This is a genomic window from Glutamicibacter sp. MOO4 (genome assembly GCF_056934395.1).
Genome location: NZ_CM167800.1, coordinates 2,155,341 through 2,180,423, shown reverse-complemented (window position 1 = coordinate 2,180,423; position 25,083 = coordinate 2,155,341). Strand labels below are relative to the sequence as shown.

Annotated in this window: 27 protein-coding genes; 21 read left to right on the top strand and 6 right to left on the bottom strand. The window is 57.8% G+C overall.

Features of this window, described 5'->3' with window-relative positions; translation table 11 throughout:
- On the top strand, positions 1-1,689 hold the full coding sequence (locus tag AC1Z3F_RS10190) for an HNH endonuclease signature motif containing protein (protein WP_483565645.1): 1,689 nt from the start codon (positions 1-3) through the stop codon (positions 1,687-1,689).
- Positions 1,690-1,754: 65 nt separating this feature from the next.
- Here the strand turns inward: AC1Z3F_RS10190 and AC1Z3F_RS10185 are convergent, their stop codons facing one another.
- The 3 genes from AC1Z3F_RS10185 to AC1Z3F_RS10175 form a co-directional block, all read right to left on the bottom strand.
- Positions 1,755-2,813, bottom strand: coding sequence for an ImmA/IrrE family metallo-endopeptidase (locus AC1Z3F_RS10185; RefSeq protein ID WP_483565644.1), 1,059 nt, complete (start codon positions 2,811-2,813; stop codon positions 1,755-1,757).
- A 168-nt stretch (positions 2,814-2,981) separates the two neighbouring features.
- Positions 2,982-4,361: an aspartate aminotransferase family protein gene (locus AC1Z3F_RS10180; RefSeq protein WP_483565643.1), complete on the bottom strand. Its 1,380-nt coding sequence runs from the start codon at positions 4,359-4,361 to the stop codon at positions 2,982-2,984.
- Positions 4,358-4,825, bottom strand: coding sequence for an Lrp/AsnC family transcriptional regulator (locus AC1Z3F_RS10175; protein WP_131088988.1), 468 nt, complete (start codon positions 4,823-4,825; stop codon positions 4,358-4,360). Before AC1Z3F_RS10175 ends, AC1Z3F_RS10180 begins: the two co-directional genes overlap by 4 nt.
- Positions 4,826-5,042: 217 nt before the next feature.
- Between AC1Z3F_RS10175 and AC1Z3F_RS10170 the strand changes: the two genes are divergently transcribed.
- The 8 genes from AC1Z3F_RS10170 to rpsN all read left to right on the top strand — a co-directional run bounded on the left by AC1Z3F_RS10170 (position 5,043) and on the right by rpsN (position 10,862).
- The gene (locus tag AC1Z3F_RS10170; RefSeq protein WP_131088987.1) at positions 5,043-6,269 is read left to right on the top strand and encodes an ABC transporter substrate-binding protein; all 1,227 of its coding nucleotides are present in this window, start codon (positions 5,043-5,045) and stop codon (positions 6,267-6,269) included.
- Positions 6,270-6,329: 60 nt separating this feature from the next.
- A complete protein-coding gene (locus AC1Z3F_RS10165; RefSeq protein WP_131088986.1) occupies positions 6,330-7,463 on the top strand; it encodes an ABC transporter ATP-binding protein in 1,134 nt (377 codons plus the stop codon).
- The gene (locus AC1Z3F_RS10160; RefSeq protein WP_131088985.1) at positions 7,460-8,362 is read left to right on the top strand and encodes an ABC transporter permease; all 903 of its coding nucleotides are present in this window, start codon (positions 7,460-7,462) and stop codon (positions 8,360-8,362) included. The genes AC1Z3F_RS10165 and AC1Z3F_RS10160 overlap by 4 nt, the downstream gene beginning before the upstream one ends.
- Before the next feature lies 1 nt (position 8,363).
- Positions 8,364-9,161, top strand: a complete 798-nt coding sequence (locus tag AC1Z3F_RS10155; RefSeq protein WP_131088984.1) for an ABC transporter permease — start codon at positions 8,364-8,366, stop codon at positions 9,159-9,161.
- A gap of 150 nt (positions 9,162-9,311) precedes the next feature.
- The gene (locus AC1Z3F_RS10150; protein WP_131088983.1) at positions 9,312-9,812 is read left to right on the top strand and encodes a MarR family winged helix-turn-helix transcriptional regulator; all 501 of its coding nucleotides are present in this window, start codon (positions 9,312-9,314) and stop codon (positions 9,810-9,812) included.
- Positions 9,813-10,144: 332 nt separating this feature from the next.
- Entirely contained in the window at positions 10,145-10,381 is a 237-nt protein-coding gene (gene rpmB, locus AC1Z3F_RS10145) for a 50S ribosomal protein L28 (RefSeq protein ID WP_060702424.1), read from the top strand.
- 1 nt (position 10,382) lies between these two features.
- Positions 10,383-10,553, top strand: coding sequence for a 50S ribosomal protein L33 (gene rpmG / locus AC1Z3F_RS10140; RefSeq protein WP_022874359.1), 171 nt, complete (start codon positions 10,383-10,385; stop codon positions 10,551-10,553).
- A gap of 3 nt (positions 10,554-10,556) precedes the next feature.
- On the top strand, positions 10,557-10,862 hold the full coding sequence (rpsN, locus tag AC1Z3F_RS10135) for a 30S ribosomal protein S14 (protein WP_131088982.1): 306 nt from the start codon (positions 10,557-10,559) through the stop codon (positions 10,860-10,862).
- A 79-nt stretch (positions 10,863-10,941) separates the two neighbouring features.
- Here the strand turns inward: rpsN and AC1Z3F_RS10130 are convergent, their stop codons facing one another.
- From AC1Z3F_RS10130 to AC1Z3F_RS10120, 3 genes are read right to left on the bottom strand one after another with little or no spacing between them, the layout of a single operon-like run.
- Positions 10,942-11,535 carry a DnaJ family domain-containing protein gene (locus AC1Z3F_RS10130; RefSeq protein ID WP_131088981.1) on the bottom strand — a complete coding sequence of 198 codons (594 nt, stop codon included), beginning with the start codon at positions 11,533-11,535 and terminating at the stop codon, positions 10,942-10,944.
- On the bottom strand, positions 11,532-12,059 hold the full coding sequence (locus tag AC1Z3F_RS10125; protein ID WP_131088980.1) for a GNAT family N-acetyltransferase: 528 nt from the start codon (positions 12,057-12,059) through the stop codon (positions 11,532-11,534). Before AC1Z3F_RS10125 ends, AC1Z3F_RS10130 begins: the two co-directional genes overlap by 4 nt.
- A 9-nt stretch (positions 12,060-12,068) precedes the next feature.
- Positions 12,069-13,991, bottom strand: a complete 1,923-nt coding sequence (locus tag AC1Z3F_RS10120; RefSeq protein ID WP_131088979.1) for an FAD/NAD(P)-binding protein — start codon at positions 13,989-13,991, stop codon at positions 12,069-12,071.
- Between the two features lie 290 nt (positions 13,992-14,281).
- On the opposite strand from AC1Z3F_RS10120, the gene AC1Z3F_RS10115 reads away from it, so the two are divergent.
- The 12 genes from AC1Z3F_RS10115 (at position 14,282) to AC1Z3F_RS10060 (ending at position 24,995) form a co-directional block, all read left to right on the top strand.
- On the top strand, positions 14,282-15,358 hold the full coding sequence (locus AC1Z3F_RS10115; protein WP_483565642.1) for an amino acid ABC transporter permease: 1,077 nt from the start codon (positions 14,282-14,284) through the stop codon (positions 15,356-15,358).
- The gene (locus AC1Z3F_RS10110) at positions 15,355-16,161 is read left to right on the top strand and encodes an amino acid ABC transporter ATP-binding protein (protein ID WP_131088977.1); all 807 of its coding nucleotides are present in this window, start codon (positions 15,355-15,357) and stop codon (positions 16,159-16,161) included. Before AC1Z3F_RS10115 ends, AC1Z3F_RS10110 begins: the two co-directional genes overlap by 4 nt.
- A gap of 25 nt (positions 16,162-16,186) precedes the next feature.
- Positions 16,187-17,152: an ABC transporter substrate-binding protein gene (locus AC1Z3F_RS10105; RefSeq protein WP_483565641.1), complete on the top strand. Its 966-nt coding sequence runs from the start codon at positions 16,187-16,189 to the stop codon at positions 17,150-17,152.
- Positions 17,152-18,237 carry an LLM class flavin-dependent oxidoreductase gene (locus tag AC1Z3F_RS10100; RefSeq protein WP_483565640.1) on the top strand — a complete coding sequence of 362 codons (1,086 nt, stop codon included), beginning with the start codon at positions 17,152-17,154 and terminating at the stop codon, positions 18,235-18,237. The genes AC1Z3F_RS10105 and AC1Z3F_RS10100 overlap by 1 nt, the downstream gene beginning before the upstream one ends.
- Positions 18,234-19,265, top strand: a complete 1,032-nt coding sequence (locus AC1Z3F_RS10095) for an LLM class flavin-dependent oxidoreductase (RefSeq protein ID WP_483565639.1) — start codon at positions 18,234-18,236, stop codon at positions 19,263-19,265. Before AC1Z3F_RS10100 ends, AC1Z3F_RS10095 begins: the two co-directional genes overlap by 4 nt.
- Entirely contained in the window at positions 19,262-20,590 is a 1,329-nt protein-coding gene (locus AC1Z3F_RS10090) for an LLM class flavin-dependent oxidoreductase (protein WP_131088973.1), read from the top strand. Before AC1Z3F_RS10095 ends, AC1Z3F_RS10090 begins: the two co-directional genes overlap by 4 nt.
- Positions 20,587-21,558 carry an ABC transporter substrate-binding protein gene (locus AC1Z3F_RS10085; protein WP_483565638.1) on the top strand — a complete coding sequence of 324 codons (972 nt, stop codon included), beginning with the start codon at positions 20,587-20,589 and terminating at the stop codon, positions 21,556-21,558. The genes AC1Z3F_RS10090 and AC1Z3F_RS10085 overlap by 4 nt, the downstream gene beginning before the upstream one ends.
- Before the next feature lie 22 nt (positions 21,559-21,580).
- Positions 21,581-22,576, top strand: a complete 996-nt coding sequence (locus tag AC1Z3F_RS10080) for an SDR family NAD(P)-dependent oxidoreductase (RefSeq protein WP_131088971.1) — start codon at positions 21,581-21,583, stop codon at positions 22,574-22,576.
- Positions 22,577-22,749: 173 nt separating this feature from the next.
- A complete protein-coding gene (locus AC1Z3F_RS10075; RefSeq protein WP_061954273.1) occupies positions 22,750-23,034 on the top strand; it encodes an HU family DNA-binding protein in 285 nt (94 codons plus the stop codon).
- 272 nt (positions 23,035-23,306) lie between these two features.
- Positions 23,307-23,591, top strand: a complete 285-nt coding sequence (locus AC1Z3F_RS10070; protein WP_028268375.1) for an HU family DNA-binding protein — start codon at positions 23,307-23,309, stop codon at positions 23,589-23,591.
- A 131-nt stretch (positions 23,592-23,722) separates the two neighbouring features.
- Positions 23,723-24,352, top strand: a complete 630-nt coding sequence (locus tag AC1Z3F_RS10065) for a hypothetical protein (protein ID WP_483565637.1) — start codon at positions 23,723-23,725, stop codon at positions 24,350-24,352.
- 43 nt (positions 24,353-24,395) lie between these two features.
- Entirely contained in the window at positions 24,396-24,995 is a 600-nt protein-coding gene (locus AC1Z3F_RS10060) for a copper resistance CopC family protein (RefSeq protein WP_131088969.1), read from the top strand.
- Positions 24,996-25,083: the final 88 nt, after the last annotated feature.

Here is a 25,083-nt window from a genome sequence, read left to right as displayed (position 1 = left end):
ATGAGCACAGCAACCGCCCAAGCGCTACAAGATCTGGCCACGGCCAACAAGCTTTACGCGTCCGCTACTGCTGTGCTTTCAACCTCCGAACTTCCGGCCGGGCACGCTGCCTACTTCGTGTTGGCCACCGAAAACCATGCCTCCGTCCAGTCGCGCGCCCAGCTGCACGCCGCCCACGCACTACGCACTTCCGGCGCCCACAAACTCGACCAAACTTCCCTGCAAATCATCGCCGATCTCGGCGCCGAACCGAGCATGGAGCAGCTGATCGCCGCCGAAGGGCACACCACCATGGGGCGCACGCACTACCGCTCCGCCCGCGCCATGATGCATGACTGGCTGGACATCCCGCGCAGCACGGTGAACGATCGGCTGGTTCAGGCCGACTGCCTCATCGGCGGCATCGACGAGTCCGGCGCACCGCTTCCGCCCTGGCTGCCCAAGCTCTCGCAGCAATTCGCCAACCCGGAAGTTGATCCTCGCCTGGTGTTGGCCACCGCGACCAAGCTGCATTCGGTCCGCAAAGACCTGGATGACGGCGCGGCGGGCGAGGCCCAAAAAGAGCAGCTCGAATCCCAAGCCCTGCAGATGATTGACGGCGAACCCAAGTCAGCCCGCAAGCACATTGGCGAGCTCGTTGCACAGGTCAAAGCCGGCAAGCGACCGCTCAAGGCACTGCTTGAGGAGGTCGGGCTCTACCGCCGAGGCCTGCGCAAAGGCCTAGTTGAGTACATCCTGCGCGTCCTGCCCTCACAGTCGGCGGTGATTGAGGCTTTCTTTGCGGCCCTGGCCAACCCGTCCACGCTGGCCGGCAACCGCGACGCCTTGCAAGAGACCGAGGCTGAATTCACCGGCGAGCAAGGCTCCGGCTGGGATGACGAATCGACCAAACCCGACTGGGCCCGGCAGGACTCTTCCTCCACCGACCCGCCGCCCGATCCGCCTGATCCGGCCGACGCGCCCGCCGACCCACCAGCTCCACCTGCTCCACAGACCGACCCGCAGCCAGCGTGGGAAGACTTGAAGCCGGAGCGAAGGCGCCTGATCGGAGTGATGGCGTTGTTGATGGCCGATCATTCATCTCGAACCGCACAAGACACCGGCACCCGAAAAGGTTTGGCAACAGGTCAAGTCAGCGTCATTTTGGATTACGAAAAAATGATGGCAGGAGCCGAAAAATATGCAGTCAGCTCTTCGGGATTTACCCTCGCCCCCGGCGAAGTGCGCGCGATAATGTGTTCGGCGGGAATCTACCCGGTCATCCTCAACGGCAAATCGCTACCACTAGACCTTGGCCGCAGCCAACGCCTGTTCTCCAAAGCCCAGAGCAGAGCTCTACGCGCTGCCTATCGAGGATGCTCTTACCCGGGCTGCTCCATGCCCGTTGAACGATGCGAGCTCGACCATCTTGACGCCTGGGAAAAAGGTGGCGCCACGGATATCAATTCGGCCGCCCTGGGCTGTCCGGTCCATCACGTCGAACGTCATTGCGGCTTGTTCCACGCGGTGAAAATCCCGGGCTGTCGACCGATGGTACTACTGCCCGAGGCCTTGGATCCGGAACAAAAATTGCGGGTCAACACGTATTTCATGACGCCCGACGAGGCCATCAAGGCCGACCAGCTCGCCGATCGGATGACGGAATTATGGCGTGCCGGCGAGCTCCAAGTAGAAATCGTCGACCCCTGAAGCCTGGCCCCGAAGCCGCCCCTGAAACAAGCCTCGAATCCCCCCTATAGCCGGCTCGCCCTCAGCTACAGCGCGTGCAAATGCCCGCGGATACTCTCCCCAGGATCCTGCTGATTTTCGCCGGTGAGTAAAACAAAAGCCTGCCCAAAAGTCAGTTCGTGAATATGCTGTTCGGTCAGGCCCAATTCCTGGGCGATTCGCGCGGTACTGGCCCGGTGGTCAAACTGTAGTGAAGGGAAGACCAGCGAGAAGACCCGCGAGGTTTCCGGAGCGCTGTTGCGCACCGGCTCAAGCAGCATCTCTTGGCATAGCCAGGTGTAGGCGCTTTCGCCCAGCACCCCACACGCTCGAGCATGAGCCAGAATCACCGTGGCCGGCACCCCAAAATGTTTTTCAAGCGTGAGCAATTGAGGAATCTGCAAAAGGTTCGAGACCCGAATCTGCAAGGACAACGCCGGCATGAGCAGGTGCGCGGCGAATTGATCGGCCTCCAACTCAGCGTAGGCGATGTGATCGGCATTTCGGCTCAGCGACGAGTGCAGTACCAGGTGCCCCAGCTCATGGGCCAACGCAAAGCGTTGCCCCGCACTAGTGCCCGAGGCCAGGAAGATGAACGCTTGGCCCTCTTCCCAGAAGCTGAAGGTTTTCACCGCGTCGAGCTCGGCGGGCAAACTGAGCACCCTCACCCCGTGAGATTCAAGCAGGTGCAGTACGTCGGGTAACGCCCCGCAGCCAAGATCCCAGTCCAAACGCAATTGTGCTGCCGCGTCAGCCGGGTTGTAGCCGGTCAGTTCCGGCACTTCGGTCTGTGGCAAATGGAAAGTTTGGGTGATCAGTCGGTATAGCTCCACACCGGTGCGCCCGGCGGCCGCTGCGGCGAGCTTCTGCGCGTTGCTGGTACGTCGCGGACTGCGGAAGAAGATCCGTTCAGCGTCGATCCCGGAGGTGGCGGGAAGGCGGAAAAATTGCTCGGCACAACCTAGCGTCTGCGCCAACGCAGTACTCAATTTTTCGGGGGCCTGGGCCAGTTCCCGCTCGCCCACGCCCAGTGACGCGGCCAGCGCTGACCTGCTCAGTGCCACACGTTCACGTGCGAGCCTGATTCGGGTCGGTTCCAGTGTCATGAGGTTCCTGCCATCTTCCAAAAGGCGATCTTGATCGTCCAATGACCTCAGACTAGTGGCCTATGACACAAAGCACCAATTGAGCGACAAACCGTGAAGAACCGCCGCTTCATATGACGCTGACTTGCAGATTTATGGCCCGCAGGCAGATCCTGCGGGCCAAATGGGTTAGATCTTGTTGACCGCTTCTTTCAGCACGGTGCGCAAGATCGATTCAATCTGGTCGAACTCGGGTTGTCCGATGGTGATCGGTGGCGCCAGCTGGATCACCGGGTCTCCGCGGTCATCGGCTCGGCAGTAAAGACCCGCCTCCCACAAAGCAGGGGAGAGGTAGCCGCGTAGCAGTCGCTCGGACTCTTCGTCGTTGAAGGTCTGCTTTGTTGCCTTGTCCTTGACTAGCTCGATCCCATAGAAGTAGCCGGCCCCGCGCACGTCGCCCACAATGTCCAGGTCGCGCAGCTTATCTAGGGTCGATTTGAATTTGTCGGCGTTGTTTTTGACGTTCTCGTTCAGCCCCTCGCGTTCGAAGATGTCCAAATTGGCCATCGCGACGGCAGCGGCGACCGGGTGCCCACCGAAGGTATAGCCGTGGTAAAAGGTGGTGTCTCCCTTGGTGAACGGTTCAAAGAGCTTGTCCGACACAACCATCACACCAAGCGGTACATAACCACTGGTCAGGGCCTTTGCCGAGGTGATGATGTCGGGGACAAAGCCGAAGTCATTGCAGGCGAACATCGAGCCGATGCGTCCGAACGCGCAGATGGTTTCATCGGAGACCAGCAGCACGTCGTGCTCGTCGCAGATTTCGCGCACCCGATCAAAGTAGCCAGGTGGCGGCGGGAAGCAGCCGCCGGAATTCTGCACTGGCTCCAAAAAGACGGCCGCGACGGTGTCCGGGCCTTCAAATTCGATGGCTTCGCGAATACGCTCCGCGGCCCAGAGTCCAAAGTCCTTCTCATTGTCGGCGAACATTTCTGGCGCCCGGTAGAAGTTGGTATTTGGCACCCGGAAGGTGCCCGGAACCAGCGGTTCAAAGGGAGTTTTCATATCCGGCAGCGAGGTGATGGCCAGGGCGCCTTGCGGGGTGCCGTGATAGGCCAAAGCGCGGGAGATGACCTTGGTCTTGCCAGGCTTGCCCTTCATTTTGAAGTGCTGCTTGGCTAATTTGAAGGCCGATTCCACCGCTTCGCCACCGCCGGTGGTGAAGAACACGCGGTTGAGGTCTCCCGGGGCGTAACTGGCAAGACGTTCAGACAGGTCAATCGCTGGTTCATGGGCGTAGGACCACAGTGGCATGAAGGCCAGCTTTTCTGCCTGCTTGGCCATCGCTTCGGCCAGTTCGGCTCGGCCGTGACCCGCGTTAACCACAAACAGTCCGGAGAGCCCGTCAAAGTACTCACGGCCGGCGTCGTCGTAAATCTTGTGCCCGTGCCCGCGCGAAATGATCGGAACGTGGCCACCCTGTGCGATGGAAGAGTGCCGGGCCATGTGCATCCAAAGGTGATCGCGAGCTGCTTGCTGGCGATCGGTACCGCGTGGTGTGTTCATCGTGTTCCCCAGTTGTATTCCTGTTTTTTCAGTGAAAGGTACGTGAAGGTATTGGTGCTGAGCACGCCGTCGATCCCGCGGATGGTGCCAATCACGCGCAAGAGGTCTTCGTCGTTAGAGCAGATGACCTCGGCGAGAATGTCGGCGGTTCCGGTGGTCACCAGGCAATAGTCGACTTCTGGCAGTTCGGCGATGCGATCGGCGGTGCCGTTGATGTCTTGATTGGCGACAATGCTGATCATTGCCTGGCGGGTGAAGCCCAGTTCCAATGGGTTGGTGACTGCGACGATTTGCATAACGCGACTCTCGACCAGCTTCTGCACGCGTTGGCGTACCGCTGCTTCGCTCAGGCCCACTGCTTTGCCGATGGCGGCATAGGAACGACGCCCGTCTTCCTGCAGCTGTTCGATGATCTCCTTGGAAATTTCGTCGATGACCTGTGCTGAGTGCGAGGGTAACGTCATATCGACCTCCTTGGGTCTTGGGGGCTTTGAACCGACCCTACAGCCACTGATTCAGTTGCGAAAGGGGTTATTTTGTAAGTTTCTCGTTTCCGGTTCGTTAAATACCTGAGGAATCTTTTGTTTAGCTCTTGTTTGACTTTTGTATAGCTGACAGGATGAACGACATCAGTTTCCTATGTGACCGATCTCATTTTCACGATGCAAAAGGACGGATGCCATGTCGCACTCGCAACGACGACTACCGCAAGATCCTCAAGTTCGAGCACTGGTCCAAGCCATGGGTCAACGCAGCTTTTCTCGCCGGTCCGTGCTGTCCACCGCAGGCGCGTTAGGGCTGACCGGCCTGCTGGCTGCCTGTGGCACCGGCGGCTCCAAGGACACCAAGACCGAGGCGGTGGTGACCGATCTTTCCGAGTCCGATCAGAGTGTGAACTGGGCCAACTGGACCCTGTACCTAGACTACGACGACAAAAAGAAGACCTACCCGACCCTCGACGCGTTCACCAAGAAGACCGGCATCAAGGTCAACTACGCAGAGGACATCGACGGCAACGATTCGTACTACGGCAAGGTGCAGGGGCAGCTTAAGGCCGGCCAGGACATCGGCCAAGACATCGTGACGCTCACCGACTGGATGGCTGGGCGGTTGATTCGTCAGGGGTACGCCCAGGAACTGAACCTGGATAACATCCCGAACGCAGCGAACCTGCTGCCAAGCTTGCAGAACGTCGATTTTGATCCAGGGCGCAAACATTCGCTGACCTGGCAGACCGGTTACGCGGGCATCGCCTGGAATAAGAAGGCTTTCCCCAAGGGTCTGAAGTCCCTGGATGACCTCTGGGATCCAGCGCTGAAGGGCCGGGTCACCGTGCTGGATGAAATGCGCGACACCATGGGGCTATTGATGTTGCAAAACGGTGTGGATGTGGCCGGAAAATGGGGCGAATCTGAGTTTGGTGCGGCCACCGACGTGCTGCGCAAGAATATCGACAACGGCCAGATTCGCCAGGTCAAGGGCAACTCCTATAAGCAGGACTTCATCTCCGGGGACGCGATCGCAGGCATTGTGTGGTCCGGTGACGTGGTGCAAATGAATTTTGAGAACGACGACCAGTGGGAGTTCATCCTGCCTGAAGCCGGCGGCACCCTGTGGAGTGACAACCTGATGGTTCCGGTGGCCTCGCCGCACAAGACCAATGCGGAGAAGCTGATGGATTTCTACTACGATCCGGCCGTGGCCGCCGAGGTCGCCGCCTATGTGAACTACATTTGCCCGGTGGTCGGCGCCAAAGAAGAGATGGAGAAGATCGATCCGGAGCTGGTGAACAACCCGCTGATTTTCCCTACCGATCAGGACCTGGCCAAAGCACATGTCTTCCGCTCGCTGGAGCCAGACGAGGAATCAACGCTGGCAACTCAATTCCAGAACGCGATCGGCGCCTAAGATGCACAATCAAAGATCGCACGGGCAGAACCGCGGGCAGCATAAGGACGTGATAGGGGTATGACCACTTTGGCTCAACATACACAGAGCCCCGTAACTTCGGGTGCTGACCTCGAACTTTCGGGCATTAGCAAACGCTTCGCCAGCTTCAGCGCGGTGGAAAACCTGGACCTACTGGTTCCAGCGGGAACATTTTTTGCCTTGCTGGGGCCCTCGGGCTGCGGCAAATCCACCACCTTGAGAATGATCGCAGGACTCGAAGCTCCGAGCGAAGGCAGCATTTTGATCGGCGGGCAGGACGTCACCGCACTGCCCAGCCACCGCCGCGAAGTTAATACCGTTTTCCAGTCCTATGCGTTGTTCCCGCACTTGTCGGTGCTGGAAAATGTGGCCTTTGGGCTCAAGCGCAAAAAGGACAAACAGGCGATTGACAAGGCGCGGACGGGTCTGGAGCTTGTTGAGCTCGCGCACCTGGCCAACCGCAAACCTGCGCAACTCTCCGGAGGTCAGCAACAGCGCGTGGCCCTAGCCAGGGCGCTGGTTAATCGCCCGCAGGTGTTGTTACTTGATGAGCCGCTCGGCGCGCTGGATATGAAATTGCGCCGGCAAATGCAGCTGGAACTGAAGAAGATCCAGACCGAGGTGGGGCTGACCTTCATCCACGTCACCCACGACCAGGAAGAGGCCATGACCATGGCCGACGTGGTCGCGGTGATGAACGGCGGGCGGATCGAACAAATGGGTCCGCCGCGCGAACTGTACGAATTGCCACGCACCGCTTTTGTGGCCAACTTCTTGGGCAAATCCAACTTGATGCGCGGCACGGTCAGCGCAGTGACGGATGGCATGCTCAGCGTGGAAGTTGTCGGGCGCACCATCTTGCTTCCAGCTGAGCGCGCGGTGCAAACCGAGGGAGACGTGGTGGTCGGTGTCCGCCCAGAAAAGATCACCATCGACCGAAACCCAGTTGATGGGCAGAATCAGCTCACCGGTACTGTCGTGGATGTTTCCTTCACCGGCACCACCACGGAATACCTCGTGGACGTCGCGCAAATCGGCCTGATCGGCACCTTCACGCAGAACCGTGGCCAGCAACCGGCGGCAGAAGGTGACACGGTGTTCCTTGGGTGGGAAGCTGAGCACTCCTTCGGGCTGGCCGGGGATGAACGTGTGGACGCAGGGGTCGAGTCATGAGCGTCGATCTGCGTAGCAAGGACGAGCTACGGGCAGAAAAACGCAAAAACCGCACTGGCATTTTTCTGATCACTCCCGGGTTGTTGGTCCTGGCTTTGTTCTTCGCTCTGCCCGTGGTGATCCTGCTGGCGATGAGCCTGTACTCCAAACCACCCGGCGCGGAGGTCGGCGAATTTGTGCCGGGCCTGCAGTTCAGCAATTACGCGACGGTGCTTTCGGCCTACTGGCCAGAGCTCTTGCGTTCCTTCTGGTTTGCGCTGATCTCCACCGTGCTGGCATTGCTGATCGGCTTCCCGATGGCTTACCTGGTGGCCGTACGGTTGCGCGAAAAAACCCTGTTGCAAGGCATCTTGCTGGTCCTGTTGATCGCCCCGTTTTTCTCCAGCTTTATCCTGCGCACCCAGGCCTGGAAGCAGATCCTGGCCGATGAAGGATTTGTGGCGCAGACGCTGAAATTCATCGCGATCCTACCCGCGGACGGACACCTGACGGCCACTCCCTTTGCGGTGGTGGCCGGCCTGACCTACAACTTCCTGCCCTTTATGGTGTTGCCGATCTATGCGAACCTCGGCCGGCTTGATACCCGGTTGTTGGAGGCCTCCGGGGATCTGTACGCCAGCCCGATCACCTCCTTTGCCAAGATCACGCTGCCGATGAGCGCGCCGGGTGTTTTTGCTGGCACCTTGCTGACCTTCATTCCGGCCGCTGGCGACTACGTGAACTCGGCGTTGCTGGGCAATAACCGAGATACCACGATGATCGGCCAGGTTATTGACTCACGGTTCTTCAAAATCATCGACTACCCGGGCGCTGCGGCGCTGAGTTTTGTGCTGATGGTTTCGATCCTCATTCTGGTCACGATCTATATCCGCCGCTTTGGCACCGAGGAGTTGATGTAGCGTGAAGCAGAAAATTGGACGCTGGCTGATTCCGGTGATCGGCGGTGCGGCTTTTATTTACCTGCTGGTGCCGATCGCCTACATCTTTGTCTTCTCCTTTAATGACGGTGGCCGAGCCAACCTGCAATGGCAGCGCTTCACCCTGGATAACTGGATGAACCCGTGTGGGGCTCCAGCGGTATGCCAGTCGTTGGTGCACTCCTTGCAGATCGGCACGGTGGCCACGGTGATCGCTACGGTATTGGGCACCGGGATCGCGATCGGTTTGGTGCGGTACAAATTCCGCTTCCGCAAGCTGACCGACGTGCTCATTATTTTGCCGCTGGCCACCCCGGAAGTGGTGCTCGGTGCGTCGCTGCTGGCACAGTTTTTGAATCTGGGGTGGGAGCTGGGTTACGGCACCATCGTGATCGCCCACGTGGTCTTCTGCATGTCCTTTGTGATCGTGACGGTTAGGGCTCGCGTCTCCTCGCTGGATTCACGATTGGAAGAGGCGGCAGCCGATCTTTACGCGTCACCGGCCGCGGCCTTCTGGAAGGTGACCTTCCCGCTGTTGCTTCCCGGCATTATCGCCGCGGCGTTGTTGTCCTTCGCGATGAGCTTCGATGACTTCATCATTACGAACTTCAACTCGGGCGCGTTCCAGACTTTCCCGAAGTTCATCTATGTTTCGGCCACCCGTGGCATTCCCGCCCAAGCGAATGTTATCGGTTCGGCAATGTTCATCGTTGCCCTATTAGTAGTGGTCACAGGCCAAGTGATCAGCTATCGCAAGAAGCGGCAGCTAGAAAATTCGTGATTATCCAGAGGCTTGCACCGCACGGTGCAAGCCTTTGGTTTTCCTCAGAAAAGCTCAGGTTTAGGCGGTTGCCTAGCTTGACAATGTATTCTCTTACCCGTTGACTACCGCACTTCCTGCACTGGCAGGGCCTGAACGATTGGACCACCGATGAGCGAGAAGCCTGTTTGGCTGACCCAGTCCGAACGCGACGCATGGCTCGGACTTCAATCCGTCATGACCCTGCTCCCGTCCGCGCTGGACTCCGATCTGCAGGGGCTTGAAGGCATTACGCTCTTCGACTATCACATGCTGGCCATGCTCTCCGAGGCGGATAACCATCAGCTTTCGATGACCCAACTGGCTTCGCATACCAGCGCCTCGTTATCCCGGCTTTCGCACGTGGTTAAGAAGCTGGAACAGCGCGGCTGGCTGCTTCGAGTGCAATCTCCGGACGATGCACGTGTGAAAATCGCCTCATTAACGAAGGCTGGATGGGAAGCGGTGGTGCGAATGGCGCCTCATCACGTCGCTTCGGTTCGTGCACTTTTGTTCGATCCCCTTGATGACAAGGACGTTAAGAGTCTGGCGCGGATTACGCGGAAGATTACTGCCTCGCTTCAGCAAGATCACTGGATCTTAAAGCCGGGCGCGACCGATTTGGAACACTGAGGAATTCTCGATAAGCTAATCAGGCGTTAATCGCGTGTGTTGTTGTGCCGCCGCACGGTGGGATGGCAACTGCGCGTTGCCCGTAATACCGAATATCGTGACCACCTGAGTACGGGGACATTGCTCGACCGGTTACGAAGTTCACCGACATACATACTTTAAGGCTCTTCGGTTGGTTCTCACCCAGCCTGGTTACCTTCCTAGTGTGCAGTATTAACGGTGTTTCACTGGTTGGCGGGACTCATAACGCACAAAAGCGGTGCCGATATTTACTTATGGGCACTGTGCGCGAGTACCGCCGAATTTTACTACTAACTAACTGAGGAGTGATCATGGCAGCTGTTTGCCAGGTAACCGGTACTACTCCGGCCTTCGGACATAGCATCTCCCACTCGCATCGCCGCAACAAGCGTCGTTTCGATCCGAATATCCAGAAGAAGACCTACTACGTGCCTTCGTTGCGTCGCAAGGTGACCCTGACCCTTTCGGTCAAGGGCATCAAGCTCATCGATGCTCGTGGAATCGACGCTGTTGTTGGCGACCTGATTGCGAAGGGTGTGAAGCTCTAAGATGGCAAAGAAGGATAAGGACGTACGTCCGATCATCAAGCTGAAGTCCACCGCTGGTACCGGTTTCACTTACGTAACCCGTAAGAACCGTCGTAACGACCCAGACCGTATGGTTCTGAAGAAGTACGATCCAGTAGTCCGCAAGCACGTCGAATTCCGAGAGGAGCGCTAAGACATGGCCAAGAAGTCCAAGATCGCAAAGAACGAACAGCGCAAGGTCATTGTCGAGCGTTACGCTGAGAAGCGCCTCGAGCTGAAGAAGACTCTTGTAGATCCAAACGCAACTGACGAGGCTCGTGAAGCAGCCCGCGTAGGCCTGCAGAAGCTGCCACGCGACGCTTCCCCGATCCGCGTTCGTAACCGCGACGCGATCGACGGTCGTCCACGCGGTACCTTCCAGAAGTTCGGTATCTCCCGTGTTCGCTTCCGCGACATGGCACACCGTGGTGAGCTTCCGGGCATCACCAAGTCTTCCTGGTAAGACCTGCAAGTCATTTGACTTAGCAAAAGCCGCTCTCCTTTGGGAGGGCGGCTTTTGCCGTTAAGTTCGTCTTTAAGCACTAGCTTTTGCGTTGCCACCAACGGCGCTTGGGGATGATCGCTGGCTTTGGCTGGGCAACCGCGCGGCGACTTTGCCAAGCAAAGACCTCGGCATCCACCTCACGCAGCGGTGTAATCACCGGCGGACCGCCAAGTAGCTGGCGACGAGCATCGATAATCCGGGCGTTGAAGTCCTCGACGTGCGCGCGTACTGCCGCCGGCGTGGGTAAACGATCCAGCGTCTGCTCCAAGTGTTCGTCCTCAACCCGCAAGGTTAACGCCGGTGGGCCCAGACCGGTGATCTGTTCGCGGCGCATCATCGACTTCATCCACCAGTCTGGATCATTATTATTGGTCAGGTGGTCGATCTTCTGCCCCGATAGGGCAAGGTTCTCAAACTCGCCACGGGCAAAGGCCTCATCGAGCACGGAATTGGCAACCTCCCACGCTTCATCTTCAGCGTGTAGCTGCAGCGGGGTTTTGGGCTTTTGAACCGGCGCCATGCCGGTGGCCTGGGCATACTCATCTACCGGCAGAGGCGTTTGATCGCTGGCCTTGCCCATGGCGTAGCGTGCGGCGTTCAGCGCAGCATCCGAATTCTCCGGTTGGTTCATACTCCTATCGTGGCATTAGCTTGAGCGTGGGGCAACGCCTTGGTGAAAGGCAGGTGCCCGATGGTTAACGGGTCGGCATCAAGATCAAAGTGGGGCTGGTAGCCTGCGTTCAGGTACAGCTTAAGCGCTTCGGGTTGACGCGGACCGGTGGTGAGGTAGAGCTGTGTATAACCCAGATCGATCGCGGCCAACTCAAGTTCCTGCAGAACCCTACGCGCCAGGCCACGACGTCGGTGGTCTTCGTGGGTCCAGATGCGTTTGAGCTCGGCGGTGTGCTGGTCATAATGACGCAGCGCCCCACCGGCAACGGTCTGTCCGTCCTCCTCTAGAATGACAAATCGTCCCAGTGGGGCCGTGAATTCGTGGGCGGGGAAGCGCTCAAGTTCGGCGGCTACCGCACCGTTGCGATCCCCGTAGCGCTGGGTGTATTCCACGGTGAGCCCGGCAAAGAGCGGGGTTAGGCGAGGATCGCCAATCAAAACGGCATGGGCGGTGAGGTTGGGTGATTGCTGTTGCGTGGTCATCTTGATCTTCTAGCCTAGGGTCCGATGGGTTTGGGCGATGGCGCCGGCTAATTCCCACTGGTTCATGGCCGCCGGTGCGGAGAGCAGTTCGCGGGCCAGTGCGTCACTATCAGCAAAGGGCGCGGAATTGGAGTTCGGCCGGGAGAACGCCCCGCCTTGGAATCGACCGGCGGTAGCACCGGTGGCAAAGAGCCAACGGTGGATGCTCCCGCCACGACCGATGACTTGGCGCAGTGAAGTGATGTGCATTTTTCCTGAACCTCCGGGTTCTTCGGTGATCAATCCCTGGTGGTACAACGAGACCAGCAGGGGATCGGTGCTGGTTGAAATGTGGGTCGATGGTAGCCGTGCTTCGATGAACCACGGCGCGTGCACTTCGCCGGCGAGGGTTTGGGCGCAAAAAAGCTGGCGATTGGCGTCAAAACCGAATGAGGTTTCTGGACCCAAGAAGCTGATAAATCCTGCCTCGTGTAGGGCGAGTAGCTCGCGCAGACGGTGCGCCGGTGGGCCAGAATCGACAAAGCTGAAGAAGCCTTGCCACCATCCTGCTAGCTGAATTCGACCGGTGTCACTGAGTAGGGCGTCGACGACGGGCAGGGTGACAAAGGATTTGAGCAGACCAAAAAATAGTGCCTGGAACTGTGGATGATCGGCCGAATCGCGCACCCGCAAATCCTCTTTGATATGTTCGCGCACCAGCTGGTTGAGCTCTTGAGCTTGGCCTTGGGCGGGCAATGGCCGGGGGATGGGCAGCGGGAATTCTAGGTCCTCAAATTCCAGCCGGAATTCTGGGGCGACAAATTGGGCCACGAGGCTTGTGCGTTCGGGCGAATACCAAGAGATGGCATCGAAGCGGGCATGGAATTCGCTCCAGATACTTGGTGCGAATGAGTGGGGCGTGGCAAAAATTTCGCGGTAGTAAAAGAAGGCTGCTTCCTTGGCGATCAATGGCCAAACATGGGCAAAAAAGTCCAGTTCGCCGTGCTGCGCGTGTAATTCATTGACGGCTTCTTCGGTGAAGTAACCGGTGCTCAGCGGCGCAGTGGTGGTGCTGCGAATTTTGCTGTGATACGGAACCCCGCGCCGCGAACCGGCCAGAAGTTTCGGTTCCTGGCCGCTGGGCAGATAGCGCAAACTTCCGTTCTCGCCGGCAACAAACTTGCCCCCGCGGCCCTCAAAAAGCAGCACAAATAGGTCGGTGAAGGCCAGCCCCATGCCAGAAACCAAGACCTCGGTCCCGGCCGACAGTGTCTGAAAGTTGATGTCGTTGGTGTAGCCGGGCGGGATGTAGCCCAAATGATCGGCGGTGTCGGCGTGGGCGGCAAATTCTAGGGATCGGGCATCGGATTCCAACCGCGCGTCTAGGTGACCCTGAACGAGGACAACCTGATCGGCGACGATTTCACGACCTGAGGCAAGGAGCACTCGATGGGTGCTGGACTCGGAGAGCAGATCCACGGCCGTATCCTGATGGATTTTGATGACGTCCGGGCTGGCAAATGAGGCCTGCGCGCGGGCGAAAAACCAGCGTAGGTAGCAGGACTGCAAACGCCGGGTCGGAAAATCGGCAGGACCCAGGCGAGCAACCTCGGCTCGCAGCAGCGGATCGGTGAGCAATAAGGAAGGCACATCGTGAAGCTGCCCGTCGCGAATAAGCTGCACCCACTGATCTAAGGCAGGGCCGTCCTTGGCTGGGCCCAGGCACTGCACCGACGCGTCGGTAAACATCGTGACATCCGCGGCGCGCGAATTGAGTTTAAGCAGCGGGCTTTGATCTTCGCGCCAGATGCGTCCGGCACCCACCGGGAAGGGGTCAACGACATGTAGGTGCAGGGCGGTGTTGTCCAACAACTCACGGTTGGCACTGATGCGCTCGAGAATCATCGCGGTGCGTGGGCCGCCGCCGATAAAAACGATGTGCTGCTCGGACATTTTTCTCCTTTGCGCCGCCGGCCGGTAGGTGCGGAATCTGTAGTTAGCGCCAGATTAGGAGCCTTGCTTTGTCCGACGCTAGCGGGTGTGACTTGCAAGGACGCAAAGTTCACGGACCGAGATGCAGCAGCAACACGTCGTTATAAAACGCCCGGTTTTGGCCGTCACTTTTCGTCATTTCGACACATGGTGTCTTTGAGTGAACGAGCGTGAACTAGCCAGATGCGGTGGTCGTCCCCACGGCTCTAGCGTGTTCCTCAAGAGAAACAAAGCCATACAAGGAGCAAACGATGCCACCGACAAGTACCCGGGTCACCAACCCAGATCCCGTGCAGGACACAACGCCGGAGACTGCGCTGGACAAAGTTCAGAACACCGTGCAGAACACCGAGTCGGAGACAGTGCAGCCGGTAGTAACGCCGAGCGACACTACCGATAGTGCTATTGCTGACTACAAGGTGGTTGCCGCGGTCCATCCGTGGCGCTGGGTCGGCACCGTGGTTGTTGCCGGAATCGCCGCAGCGATCCTGTACTCGTTGATTACTAACCCACGGTGGGAATGGGGTGTGGTGGCGCAATGGTTCACCGCCGAATCCATTCTTCGCGGACTCGGGCAGACTCTGAAGCTCACGTTGATTTCCGGCAGCCTGGGCTTTGCGCTCGGCTTTGTGCTGGCGCTGATGCGGTTATCACGCTCGCCATTATTTAGCTCGGTGTCGTGGACCTTCTCCTGGATCTTCCGATCCACCCCGCTATTGGTGCAGCTATTGCTTTGGTACAACCTCGGCTACCTGTATGAAACCATCCGGCTGGGGGTCCCGTTCACCTCAATTACCTTCGCCGAATTCCAGACCACGAGCCTGATCAGCCAGTTTGCTGCCGCGGTGCTGGGGCTGACCCTGAACCAGGCGGCCTACAGTGCGGAAATCATTCGCGGTGGCATTCTCTCGGTGGACCAGGGCCAGATCGAAGCGGCCACCGCATTGGGTATTCCTCGCTGGCGCCGCTCCACCCGGATCGTGCTCCCGCAGGCCATGCGAGCGATCTTGCCGACCGCCTTCAACGAAATCATCGGCCTGGTCAAGGGCACCTCGATCGTCTACGTGCTGGCTTATTCGGAACTGTTCTACACCGTGCAGGTCATTTACAACCGCACGCAGCAAGTGTTGCCGATGCTGCTGGTGGCCACCATTTGGTACATCGTGATCACTTCGGTGCTCAGCGTGGCCCAGTACTACATTGAACGTCACTATTCCCGCGGTGCACTGCGCACCTTGCCACCAACCCCGTTACAAAAACTGCGTGGTTTCTTCACAACCCACGCCGCCACCGGCACCTCGATCAATTCCTCGAAAGGACAGCTATGAGCCTGGCAACCACAGAAGTTAGCACCCGCGGAGAAGTAGCGGTGCGTTCGGTAGACAAGAGCTACGGTACAACCCAAGTTCTGCACGAGATCGATCTTGATGTTGCCCAGGGTGAAGTCTTGGTCATTATTGGGCCATCGGGCTCAGGAAAATCCACCTTGCTGCGCACCATCAACCACCTGGAAAAGGTGGACCGAGGCACCATCAGCCTCGATGGCGAATTGATCGGCTATAAGGTGCGCAACGGCAAACTCCATGAACGAGGCGAAGCAGAAATCTTGGCGCAGCGCACCGAGGTGGGCATGGTGTTCCAGAATTTCAACCTCTTCGGGCACCTGACCGCCCTACAAAACATTGTTGAAGCGCCCATCCACGCTCGCAAGGTTCCCAAGGCCAAAGCCCAGGCGCGGGCCAAAGAATTACTAGCCCGCGTGGGATTGGCGGATAAGGCTGATGCCTATCCTCGCCAGCTCTCCGGCGGTCAACAGCAGCGTGTGGCCATCGCGAGGGCCCTGGCCCTGGATCCCAAGGTGGTGCTTTTTGACGAGCCGACCAGTGCGCTGGACCCTGAGTTGGTCACCGAGGTGCTCGAAGTGATCAAGGACTTAGCCAAGTCAGGTACGACGCTGATCATCGTCACCCACGAGATCGGGTTTGCCCGCGATGTCGCCGACCGAATTGTGTTTATGGATGGCGGACGAATCGTGGAGCAGGGGACCCCGAGAGAACTACTGGCCAACCCACAGCACGAGCGCACCAAATCCTTCCTCTCCAAAGTCATCGAACCGGCTTTTAACATCTAAAGCTTTGTCACTAAGGACTCGCACCATGAAAAAGTACGCAGCAGTTTCTGCCCTCTCTGCGATCGGCCTGCTCACCCTCGCCGGTTGCGCTGACCCAGGCGCCGCCGCCCCGGCAGCATCCTCGGGCGCTGAAGCCAAGAGCAGCACAACCTACAACACCTCACCAGAGCAAGACCGCATCCGCTCCACCAAAGATCAAAAGCTGGCCGACGCGGTCCCAGAAAAGATCAAAAAGGACGGCAAGCTCACCGTGGCCACCACCGCCGGCTCGGTACCACTCTCCTTCCACGCCACCGATGAAAAGACCGTGATCGGCACCGAAGTGGACCTGGCCCAGTTGGTCGCCGACAAGCTGGGACTAGAACTGGACTTGCAGGTGACCAGTTGGGAGAACTGGCCGCTGAAAACCGAATCGGGCGACTTTGAAGCAGTCTTCTCCAATGTTGGGGTGAACGCGGATCGAGTGAAGAAGTTCGACTTCTCCACCTACCGTGCAGCGTTTATGGGCTTTGAAGCTCGCGCCGACAGCGATATCACCGTGAAATCAGCCGACGACATTACGGGCAAGAAGATCGCCGTGGGTTCCGGGACTAACCAGGAAAAGATCCTGCTGGCATGGAACAAAGAGCTAGAGGACAAGGGCAAGGCACCAGCAGAACTGCAGTACTACTCCAGTGAAGCCGACACCATCTTGGCTCTATCCTCGGGACGCATCGATTTGAACATCGCGCCTTATTCTTCCACCGTGTACCGCGAAAACCAACGTGATGATCTGAAGGTGGTTGGCAAGATCAACGCCGGATGGCCTAATGAGACGCTGGTTGCCGCAACAACCAAGGCCGGCAATCGCCTCTCCGAACAGATCACCGCGGCACTGAACGAAACCATCAAGGAAGGCACCTACGCCAAGGTGCTAGATCGCTGGTCGTTGAGTGAAGAGGCTCTGCCGGAATCAGAAACCATCAACGCGGCGAACTACAAGGGCAAATAATGCGTTTTCAAGTACTAGACATTATTCCGCACCAGTCTGACCCGATCACCGGCCTGCAGGTTGATACCGCGCAACGCTTTGAACAGGTAGTGCAGTCCGCGGTACGGGCCGAGGAACTTGGATTTGATTCCTTCTCGGTAGGCGAGCGCCACGCAGGGGCGTTCATTTCCTCCTCACCGGCCGTTGTCCTTGGGGCTATTGCCGCACGGACCAAGAAGATTCGGCTGCACACCGGTGTAGTGGTGCTTTCCATCCTTGATCCGGTGCGCGTAGCCGAAGATTTTGCCACCGTGGATCAGTTAAGTCATGGGCGCCTGGAGCTGGGAATTGGTAAGGGCAACGAAGTGGCGCACTTCCCGCTCTTTGGCAGGAAGGTTGAGGATCAATGGGACTTGCTCGAAGAGAACTACGAGCTGCTCAAAGCCCTCTTTGCCGATGAGCCAGTGAACTTCACCGGACGGTTCCGCAGCGAATTAGAACAGGTCACCACCAGCCCACGCCCGTTCCAGTCACGACTGCGGATCTGGCATGGTTCGGCCACCTCGCTTCGTTCGGCAGAACTGGCCGCCAAACATGGTGACCCACTCTTCTCGGCCAATGCGATCCAGACCAAAGAAAATTACAAGGTGCTCATCGATCACTACAAGCTGGCCTATGAGCAGGCAGGCCACGATCCGGCGGCACGGTATATAGGTTCGGGCAGCGGGGCGGGAGGCGTGTACCTGGCCGATAGCACCAAGGCGGCCATCAAGGAATTTGGGCCGGTGTACGAAGCACTGACTAACCGGCGCGATGTACCGGGGAACAACACCCCGTACCGCAGCATTGAGCACGCGGTGGCCGAAGGACCCCTCTTGGTGGGTAGTCCCGAATTTGTCGCCGAGAAGATCTTGGATTATCACCAGAGCTTCGGTCACGACCTGCAGTCCATTTCGCTGCCAACCACCGCGCCCTATGCGGCACAAATTGAAACGTTGGAACGCTTCGCAAAGGAAGTGATTCCGCTGGTGAAAACCGAGACCACCTTGTGGACCGAAACAGATCCACAGTACAACAACACCTTAGAAAAGGAGTATGCAGTATGAGTGAGTACTCCCTGCTGCTGGCGCTCAATCTTGATGGCGCCGGTAACGATCCGAACGATTCGGCCCTCGCAGCGTTACGCGCTGAATCTGCTGGATTCCACGGCGTGAGCTTCTCCAGTGATGGCCTGCTCGACTCGGTGCAACGCGCCAGTTTTGTTGCCGCGAAAACCCAGCGCATCGCGGTGCTTCCGGTGATTGATGCCCTCTTTACCGAGCCCTTTCACACTGCGACCCAGCTGGCCAGCCTAGATATCATTTCCCACGGCCGGGCCGGATGGATCTTAGAAACGCAGAACGATTCGGTACAGGCCGACGCAGTAGGTCGCAGCATATTGCCCGAGGACCAGCTAAGTACCGAAGCTGCCGACGTGGTCACCACCCACCGTCGACTCTGGGACAGCTGGGAAGACGACGCGGTCATTCGTGATGAGGCAACCGGACGCTACCTAGATGCCACCAAGTTGCACTACGCGGATGTTGAGGGGAAAAACTTCTCGGTCAAGGGCCCGGCTATCACCCCACGCCCACCTCAGGGACAGTTGCCGATTATTGCTCCGGCCCCGCTATTTACGCCCGACGGTCTGCAACACTGCCGACTGAACGGTGCCGACGTGGTGAAGGTGAACGCAGCCAACCTTGATGAGCTACTCGCCAAAGCACAGACCGCCAGCAGCAAGGGCGCGGTAGCCATCGAACTAGACGTTTATCTGGACACCGCAGGGGATACCGGGGCCCGCCGGGCGGCCGAACAATCCGTGCAGCGAACCCCTCGCGCCGAATTTATCGGCAGTGTTGATGAGCTCATTAGCTTCCTTAAAAAGTTCGCGGAAGCTACCGCCAACCCGGAAGATCAACGCCGACATCTTGTCCACCTGCATCCGGGAGATCTGAGGATCGACGCAAGCGTACTGCTTGACGAAGTACTACCAAAACTGAAGCACAGCAACTTGCTGGCACCCATCGGTGACACCCTGCGCGAAACCTTCGCACTGCCGGTGGCCAAAAACCGCTTCCAGGAGGCATCATGAGCACCCAGAACCAACTACGATTCGGCGTCTTTTTCCAAGGCGTGAACTCTTCGACCGTATGGCGCAGCGAAAAGGCGGGATCCCAGATTGACTTTGCTTCCTTCCGTCAGATTGCACAGACCGCAGAGCGTGGCTTATTCAGTGCCTTCTTCCTCGGTGAGGGACTGCGCCTGCGTGAACACCTAGGTGGCATTCATGAACTGGATGTGGCCGGTCGCCCCGATGCACAGACCATGCTCGCAGCCCTGGCCGCGGTAACTAGCAACATTGGTTTGGTAGCCACCCAGAACACCACCTACAACGACCCAGCAGATTTGGCCCGTCGGCTCTCCTCCTTGGACCTGATTTCCGAGGGTCGCGCTGCCTGGAACATTGTCACCACCCACAACGCCTGGACCGGCGCAAACTTCCGCCGAGGCGGCTACCTAGAGCACCACGAGCGTTACTCTCATGCAGAGGACTTTGTGCGTACCGTACGTCAGATATGGGACGATTCCACAGTTCACCACCGCGGCAATCACTACAACGTTGACTACACCGGCACCGTTCCGGCCAGCGCACAACATCGGCCTGTGCTCTTCCAAGCCGGCGACTCAGCCGAGGGACGCGACTTTGCTGCCCGCCAGACCGACGTCATTTTCTCCGCCCACGTTGGACTGGAAGACGCACTGGAATTCCGCAAGGACATCAACGCTCGTGCAGCCAAGGTGGGACGTGCCGAGAACTCGGTGAAGATCATGCCCGGAGCTGAGTTCATCGTGGCAGAAACTGCCGCAGCAGCCGAAGAAAAGTACCACTGGGTCCGCGAACACCAGATTGGCCCACACCAGGCGTTGGCCTACCTTGAACAGTTCTGGGGTACTCGACTGGAGAACGTCGATCCTTACGGGCCACTGCCCGAATTTGATCCAGTAGTCGAGCAGAGCTCAGTGACCCGAGGTAGTGGCTTCCAAGGTGCTAAGTCTCTAGAGCTGGCTGCCGCATGGCGTGCCGAAGCCAAGGAGAAGGGGCAGAACATTATCGAGTTTGTCCGTTCCCGTTCACACCGTGCGGACCACACCTTCACCGGTTCCTATGATCAGATCGCGGACCGTTTGGCTCAGTACGCAGAACTTGGTGCGGTTGATGGCTTCAACATCACCCCGTGGCTGATTCCTACCGGGCTTGATGACATCGTCAACCACCTGGTCCCTCGGCTTCAGGAACGCGGAGTCTACCCACAGGCCTATGCGGACACTCTGCGAGAAAACCTCGGACTAACCATCGACGAAACCCATGAGCAGCGGGCCATCCAGCGACTCAAGACAGTGCAGGAAGTATCATGAAGCTCCACAAATCCCGTTACGCCTTCACCACCCTTGCGCTGATCGGTTTGGTGTCCCTCAGTGCGTGCGCCGATCCATCCGAGGCCAAGGAGAACACCGAATCTCAGGCACCGACCAATGCTGCTGACACGGCGCTATCGAGCCCGCAGCAAGAGCGTCCGGACGTCGCGGTAAATAAAAAAGCTCAAAAGGTGGTTCCAGAAAAGATCTCGGCCGACGGAAAACTCACTATCGTGACCGCACCAAGTTCAGCACCACTGAGTTTTTACGCCACCGATAACACCACACCGATCGGCAATGATGCTGACCTCGCAGCGGCGCTCGCCGATGCTCTCGGCTTGGAACTAGAACTAGTTCCAGTGTCATGGGCGGACTGGCCGTTGGGTATTGAGTCCGCCAAGTACGAGGCCGCGATCAGTAACGTGACGGTGACCGAAGAGCGCAAAAAGAAGTTTGATTTTGCGACCTACCGCGAGGACCTGCTCGGATTCTACGCCGATAAGGATTCGGACATTGGGCCAATCAAAAAAGCCGAAGATGTGGCTGGTTTGAAGATTATCGTCGGCTCGGGAACCAACCAGGAAAAGATCTTGGTTGAGTGGGACAAAGCTAATCAGGCCAAGGGTCTGAAACCAGTGGATTTCCAGTACTACGACGATGATTCGGCTTCAACCTTGGCGCTACTTTCTGGGCGTGCTGATGCAAGCTTTGGACCGTACGCATCCGGTGCCTACAAACAGGCGACTGCCGGAGAAGTTAAGCAGATTGGTTCCTTCCCCGGTGGGTGGCCGGATACCGCGCAGGTCGCGGTGACCACTAAGAAGGGTAGCGGACTGGCGGAAGCTGCAGAAGTGGCCATTGATGGGCTGATTAAATCTGGCGCCTACAAACAGATCTTGGATAAGTGGGGTTTGAGCGAGGAAGGAATTACCGATTCTCGGTTGAACCCACCAGGTCTGGCAGGCTAACGGTTGTAGTAGCGTGGGGAGCATGAATCGTGCAGTGCGTTTGGGTTCCCTAGAACAGTTGGGGCAGTCCGTGCCCCAGGCCAGTATTCGTGCCAACTATGAGCGCTGGAAGTCGTTAGGCGTCGGTAAAACAGCAGTGGTTACCGGCGCCAACGCAGGCTTAGGATTCTTTGCGTCCTTGGGTTTGGCTGCAGCGGGAGCGCATGTGATTCTGGCCTGTCGTAACCAGTCACGTGCCGAAAAGGCCATGGCCGCCATCCGCCGTCGAGTGCCAGAGGCCAGTGTTGAATTTATGCAGTTTGACGCTGCTTCAACCCTGTCTGCGATGGCGCTGGCCGCCGAGCTTCGAGGGCGTCAGCTGGACATCCTAGTGGCCAACGCGGGAATGATCCACACCCCGAGTACCCGAGAAGCCGGAGCCTTGGGTTATGAGCAAACCATGACCACCAATGTGATTGGACACGCCCGACTCGTCGGGGAATTGGCTGAGAAATTCAAGGAAGGACAGCTACGGCTGATCACCCTTGGATCAATGTCCACTTTGCTGATGCGCACCGATCCAAAAAATCTGAAGCTGGCGCACGACTACAACCCGTACCGTGCCTACGTTCAGTCCAAGGCTGTACTGCAAAGCATGGGAATTGGTTTGGATCATCGATTACGTCAGCTGCAGTGGCCGTCTCGTTCGGTAGCCGTGCACCCGGGTTATTCGGTCTCTGGGCTCACTCCGGTGATTGAGGAAATCAACGAACCTGACTTTGCAAAGCGCCTAACGGGTCGATTACAGGGCAGTTTCGCGCAGGGCAAACATGAAGGTTCGGTGGCCATTGTCGAGGCAGCGCTAACCGAAGGGTTGGAGCGCTGTGCCCCCGGCGTCTTCTTCGGCCCGCAATGGACCTCCAAAGGCCGAATTACGCTAGCCAGACCGGCAAATGTCACTCGGAGCAAGGTGCTTCAAGATGCGGCATGGGAGATATTGATACAAGCGAATGAGGGAGTAGATCCCTTCGCGCTATAGGGCTCAGGTGAACTTTCACACCTCGATTCTCTAGATGAAATCGGCAAAATCCGCGTGATGATGCCATTTTGTCGCCAACAACTGGTAAGTTCAACACTGATAAGTCCGCGCGACCGTGCGGCATTCAAAACCCGGACCCGGGTTTTGAGGCACTAGTCCAGGAGGACAATACATTGGCTATGAACCGTAGCGAACTTGTTGCTGCTGTTGCAGCGAAGACCGAAAACTCCCAGGTTGCCGTTAACGGTGTTCTGGATGCTGTCTTCGAAGTTTTCGTCGACCAGATTTCCAAGGGCGAAAAGGTAACCATCCCAGGTTGGTTGGCAGTGGAGCGCACTGACCGTGCAGCTCGTACCGGCCGTAACCCACAGACCGGTGAAGCAATCCAGATCCCAGCTGGCCACTCGGTCAAGCTGACCGCTGGTTCGAAGCTGAAGGCAGCTGTTGCCAAGAAGTAAGCCTCTCTAAAGCTTAAGCAAGGCCCACTCTCCGATGCCGGGGGATGGGCCTTGTGTTCTTAACTGGCGTACCAGAAGTGGGCGTTGAACCCAAAAATGGTGCCGTTAGCCAAAGAATTCTGTAAGAAGATGAAAAAATCCCGGTATTTCGGCTGTTTTCGGCCATTTCGGGCCTCAACGTTTGATATGTTCTCACTGATAAGCCCGTGCGACCGCGCGGCATTCGAAGTCCGAAATCGGGTTTTGGATCACTAGTCCAGGAGGACCATACATTGGCTATGAACCGTAGCGAACTTGTTGCTGCAGTTGCAGCGAAGACCGAAAACTCCCAGGTTGCCGTTAACGGTGTTCTGGATGCTGTCTTCGAAGTTTTCGTCGACCAGATTTCCCAGGGCGAAAAGGTAACCATCCCAGGTTGGTTGGCTGTAGAGCGCACCGATCGTGCAGCTCGTACCGGCCGTAACCCACAGACCGGTGAAGCAATCCAGATCCCAGCAGGCCACTCGGTCAAGCTGACCGCTGGTTCGAAGCTGAAGGCAGCTGTTGCCAAGAAGTAAGCTTCTCTAAAGCTTGAGTAAGACCCGATTTGTTGCCGGAGATTTTCCGTCAGGCAGGTCGGGTCTTCTTTTTGACAGCGTTTGAGCGGATCTTCTACTTCGCGTAGAATCAGGCGTGCTCAACACCGATCATGGAGAACAGGCTGCAAACCGTGCCACACAAACCCGCAACCCGCGTTATGCGCGGCTGGTTGGCGGCAAGCGTGTGCACTTGGACGGCTTTTGCAGCTCACGCGCATAGCGCTCCAACACAAATGTCGTTGGTAGCCATGGGCCTGATCAGCTGCATTTCTGCGGTGATCGCCATGACGCTAGTGGGCAAAAAATTCTCCGTTTGGGCTACCAGCTTAGTGGTGCTTGCCAGTCAAGGACTGTTCCATCTGAGCCTGTTGGTGATGAGCCATGACAGTACTGGTGTTGCTGGCATGGAACACATCCAGCACACCGGGCGCAGCATCGAACTGGCGCACAACATCAGCTCCCACTATGCCAACGCACATAGTGAATCAATGCTTTATGCACACGTCATGGCTGCAGTAGTCAGCATTATCGTGCTTCACTGCGGCGAGCGTTTGCTCGGGGCTCTGGCCTCATGCCTCACTTTGTCGACTGCCCGAAAAATCCTTTCGCTTGTCCGTGTGCAAGTTCCTGAAGCTCGCGCACTGCCGGCATACTTCCCTTTGCGTTTTCAACCCAAGTTGGCGCAACTGGGGCGATTGCCCGAACGCCGCGGGCCACCTTCCTTCGTTCTTGCTGCCTAAGACATAGAACGAATTACCCCACCAGGGGCTTGGAAGGAAAACAATGAAGAGCAAAACCCTACCCACAATGAATTTGACCCGCCTCGCAGCCGTAGTGGCGTTGGCGATCCTTGCAGTATTTACCTCGGTGACCGCCGCCTCTGCTCACGACGAACTGGTGAGTTCAAATCCCAAAGCTGGGGCAACGTTGAAGCAGGTTCCCGAGGAGCTCACCCTGGAATTCTCCGGTGAACTGCAGACCATGTCAGGTGTGAACTCCACCGTGGTTGAGCTGAGCAATGATGGCAAAGCTGTCGAAGCGAAGGCTGAAACCAAGGGCAAGACCGTAACTGTCACCCCGGCGAAATCGTTGGAAAACGGCGAATACGAGCTGGAATACCGCGTCGTTTCTTCGGACGGACATCCAGTAGAGAGCAAGCTGGATTTCACCGTCAACGCATCAGCTAAGCCAACTCCCTCGATGATCAGTGCTCCAAGTGAATCTGCGCAGGCTGACCAGCCTAGCGACGCGCAGCAGGAGAATGACAACCCACTTCAGGCCGCAGGCAGCAATGTCAGCCCGGTCATCTGGGTAGTTATTGGCGTTGTGATCCTTGGTGGCGCCATTGCCGTTCTGGCCAAGTTCATGCGCAACAACAAGTAGTAAGCGCACACCTCGTAGACCGGCAGGCCAAAGATCCACCTTGGCCTGCCGGTCTCTGGTTTAGAAGCCGTTGATTAGCACCTCGCGC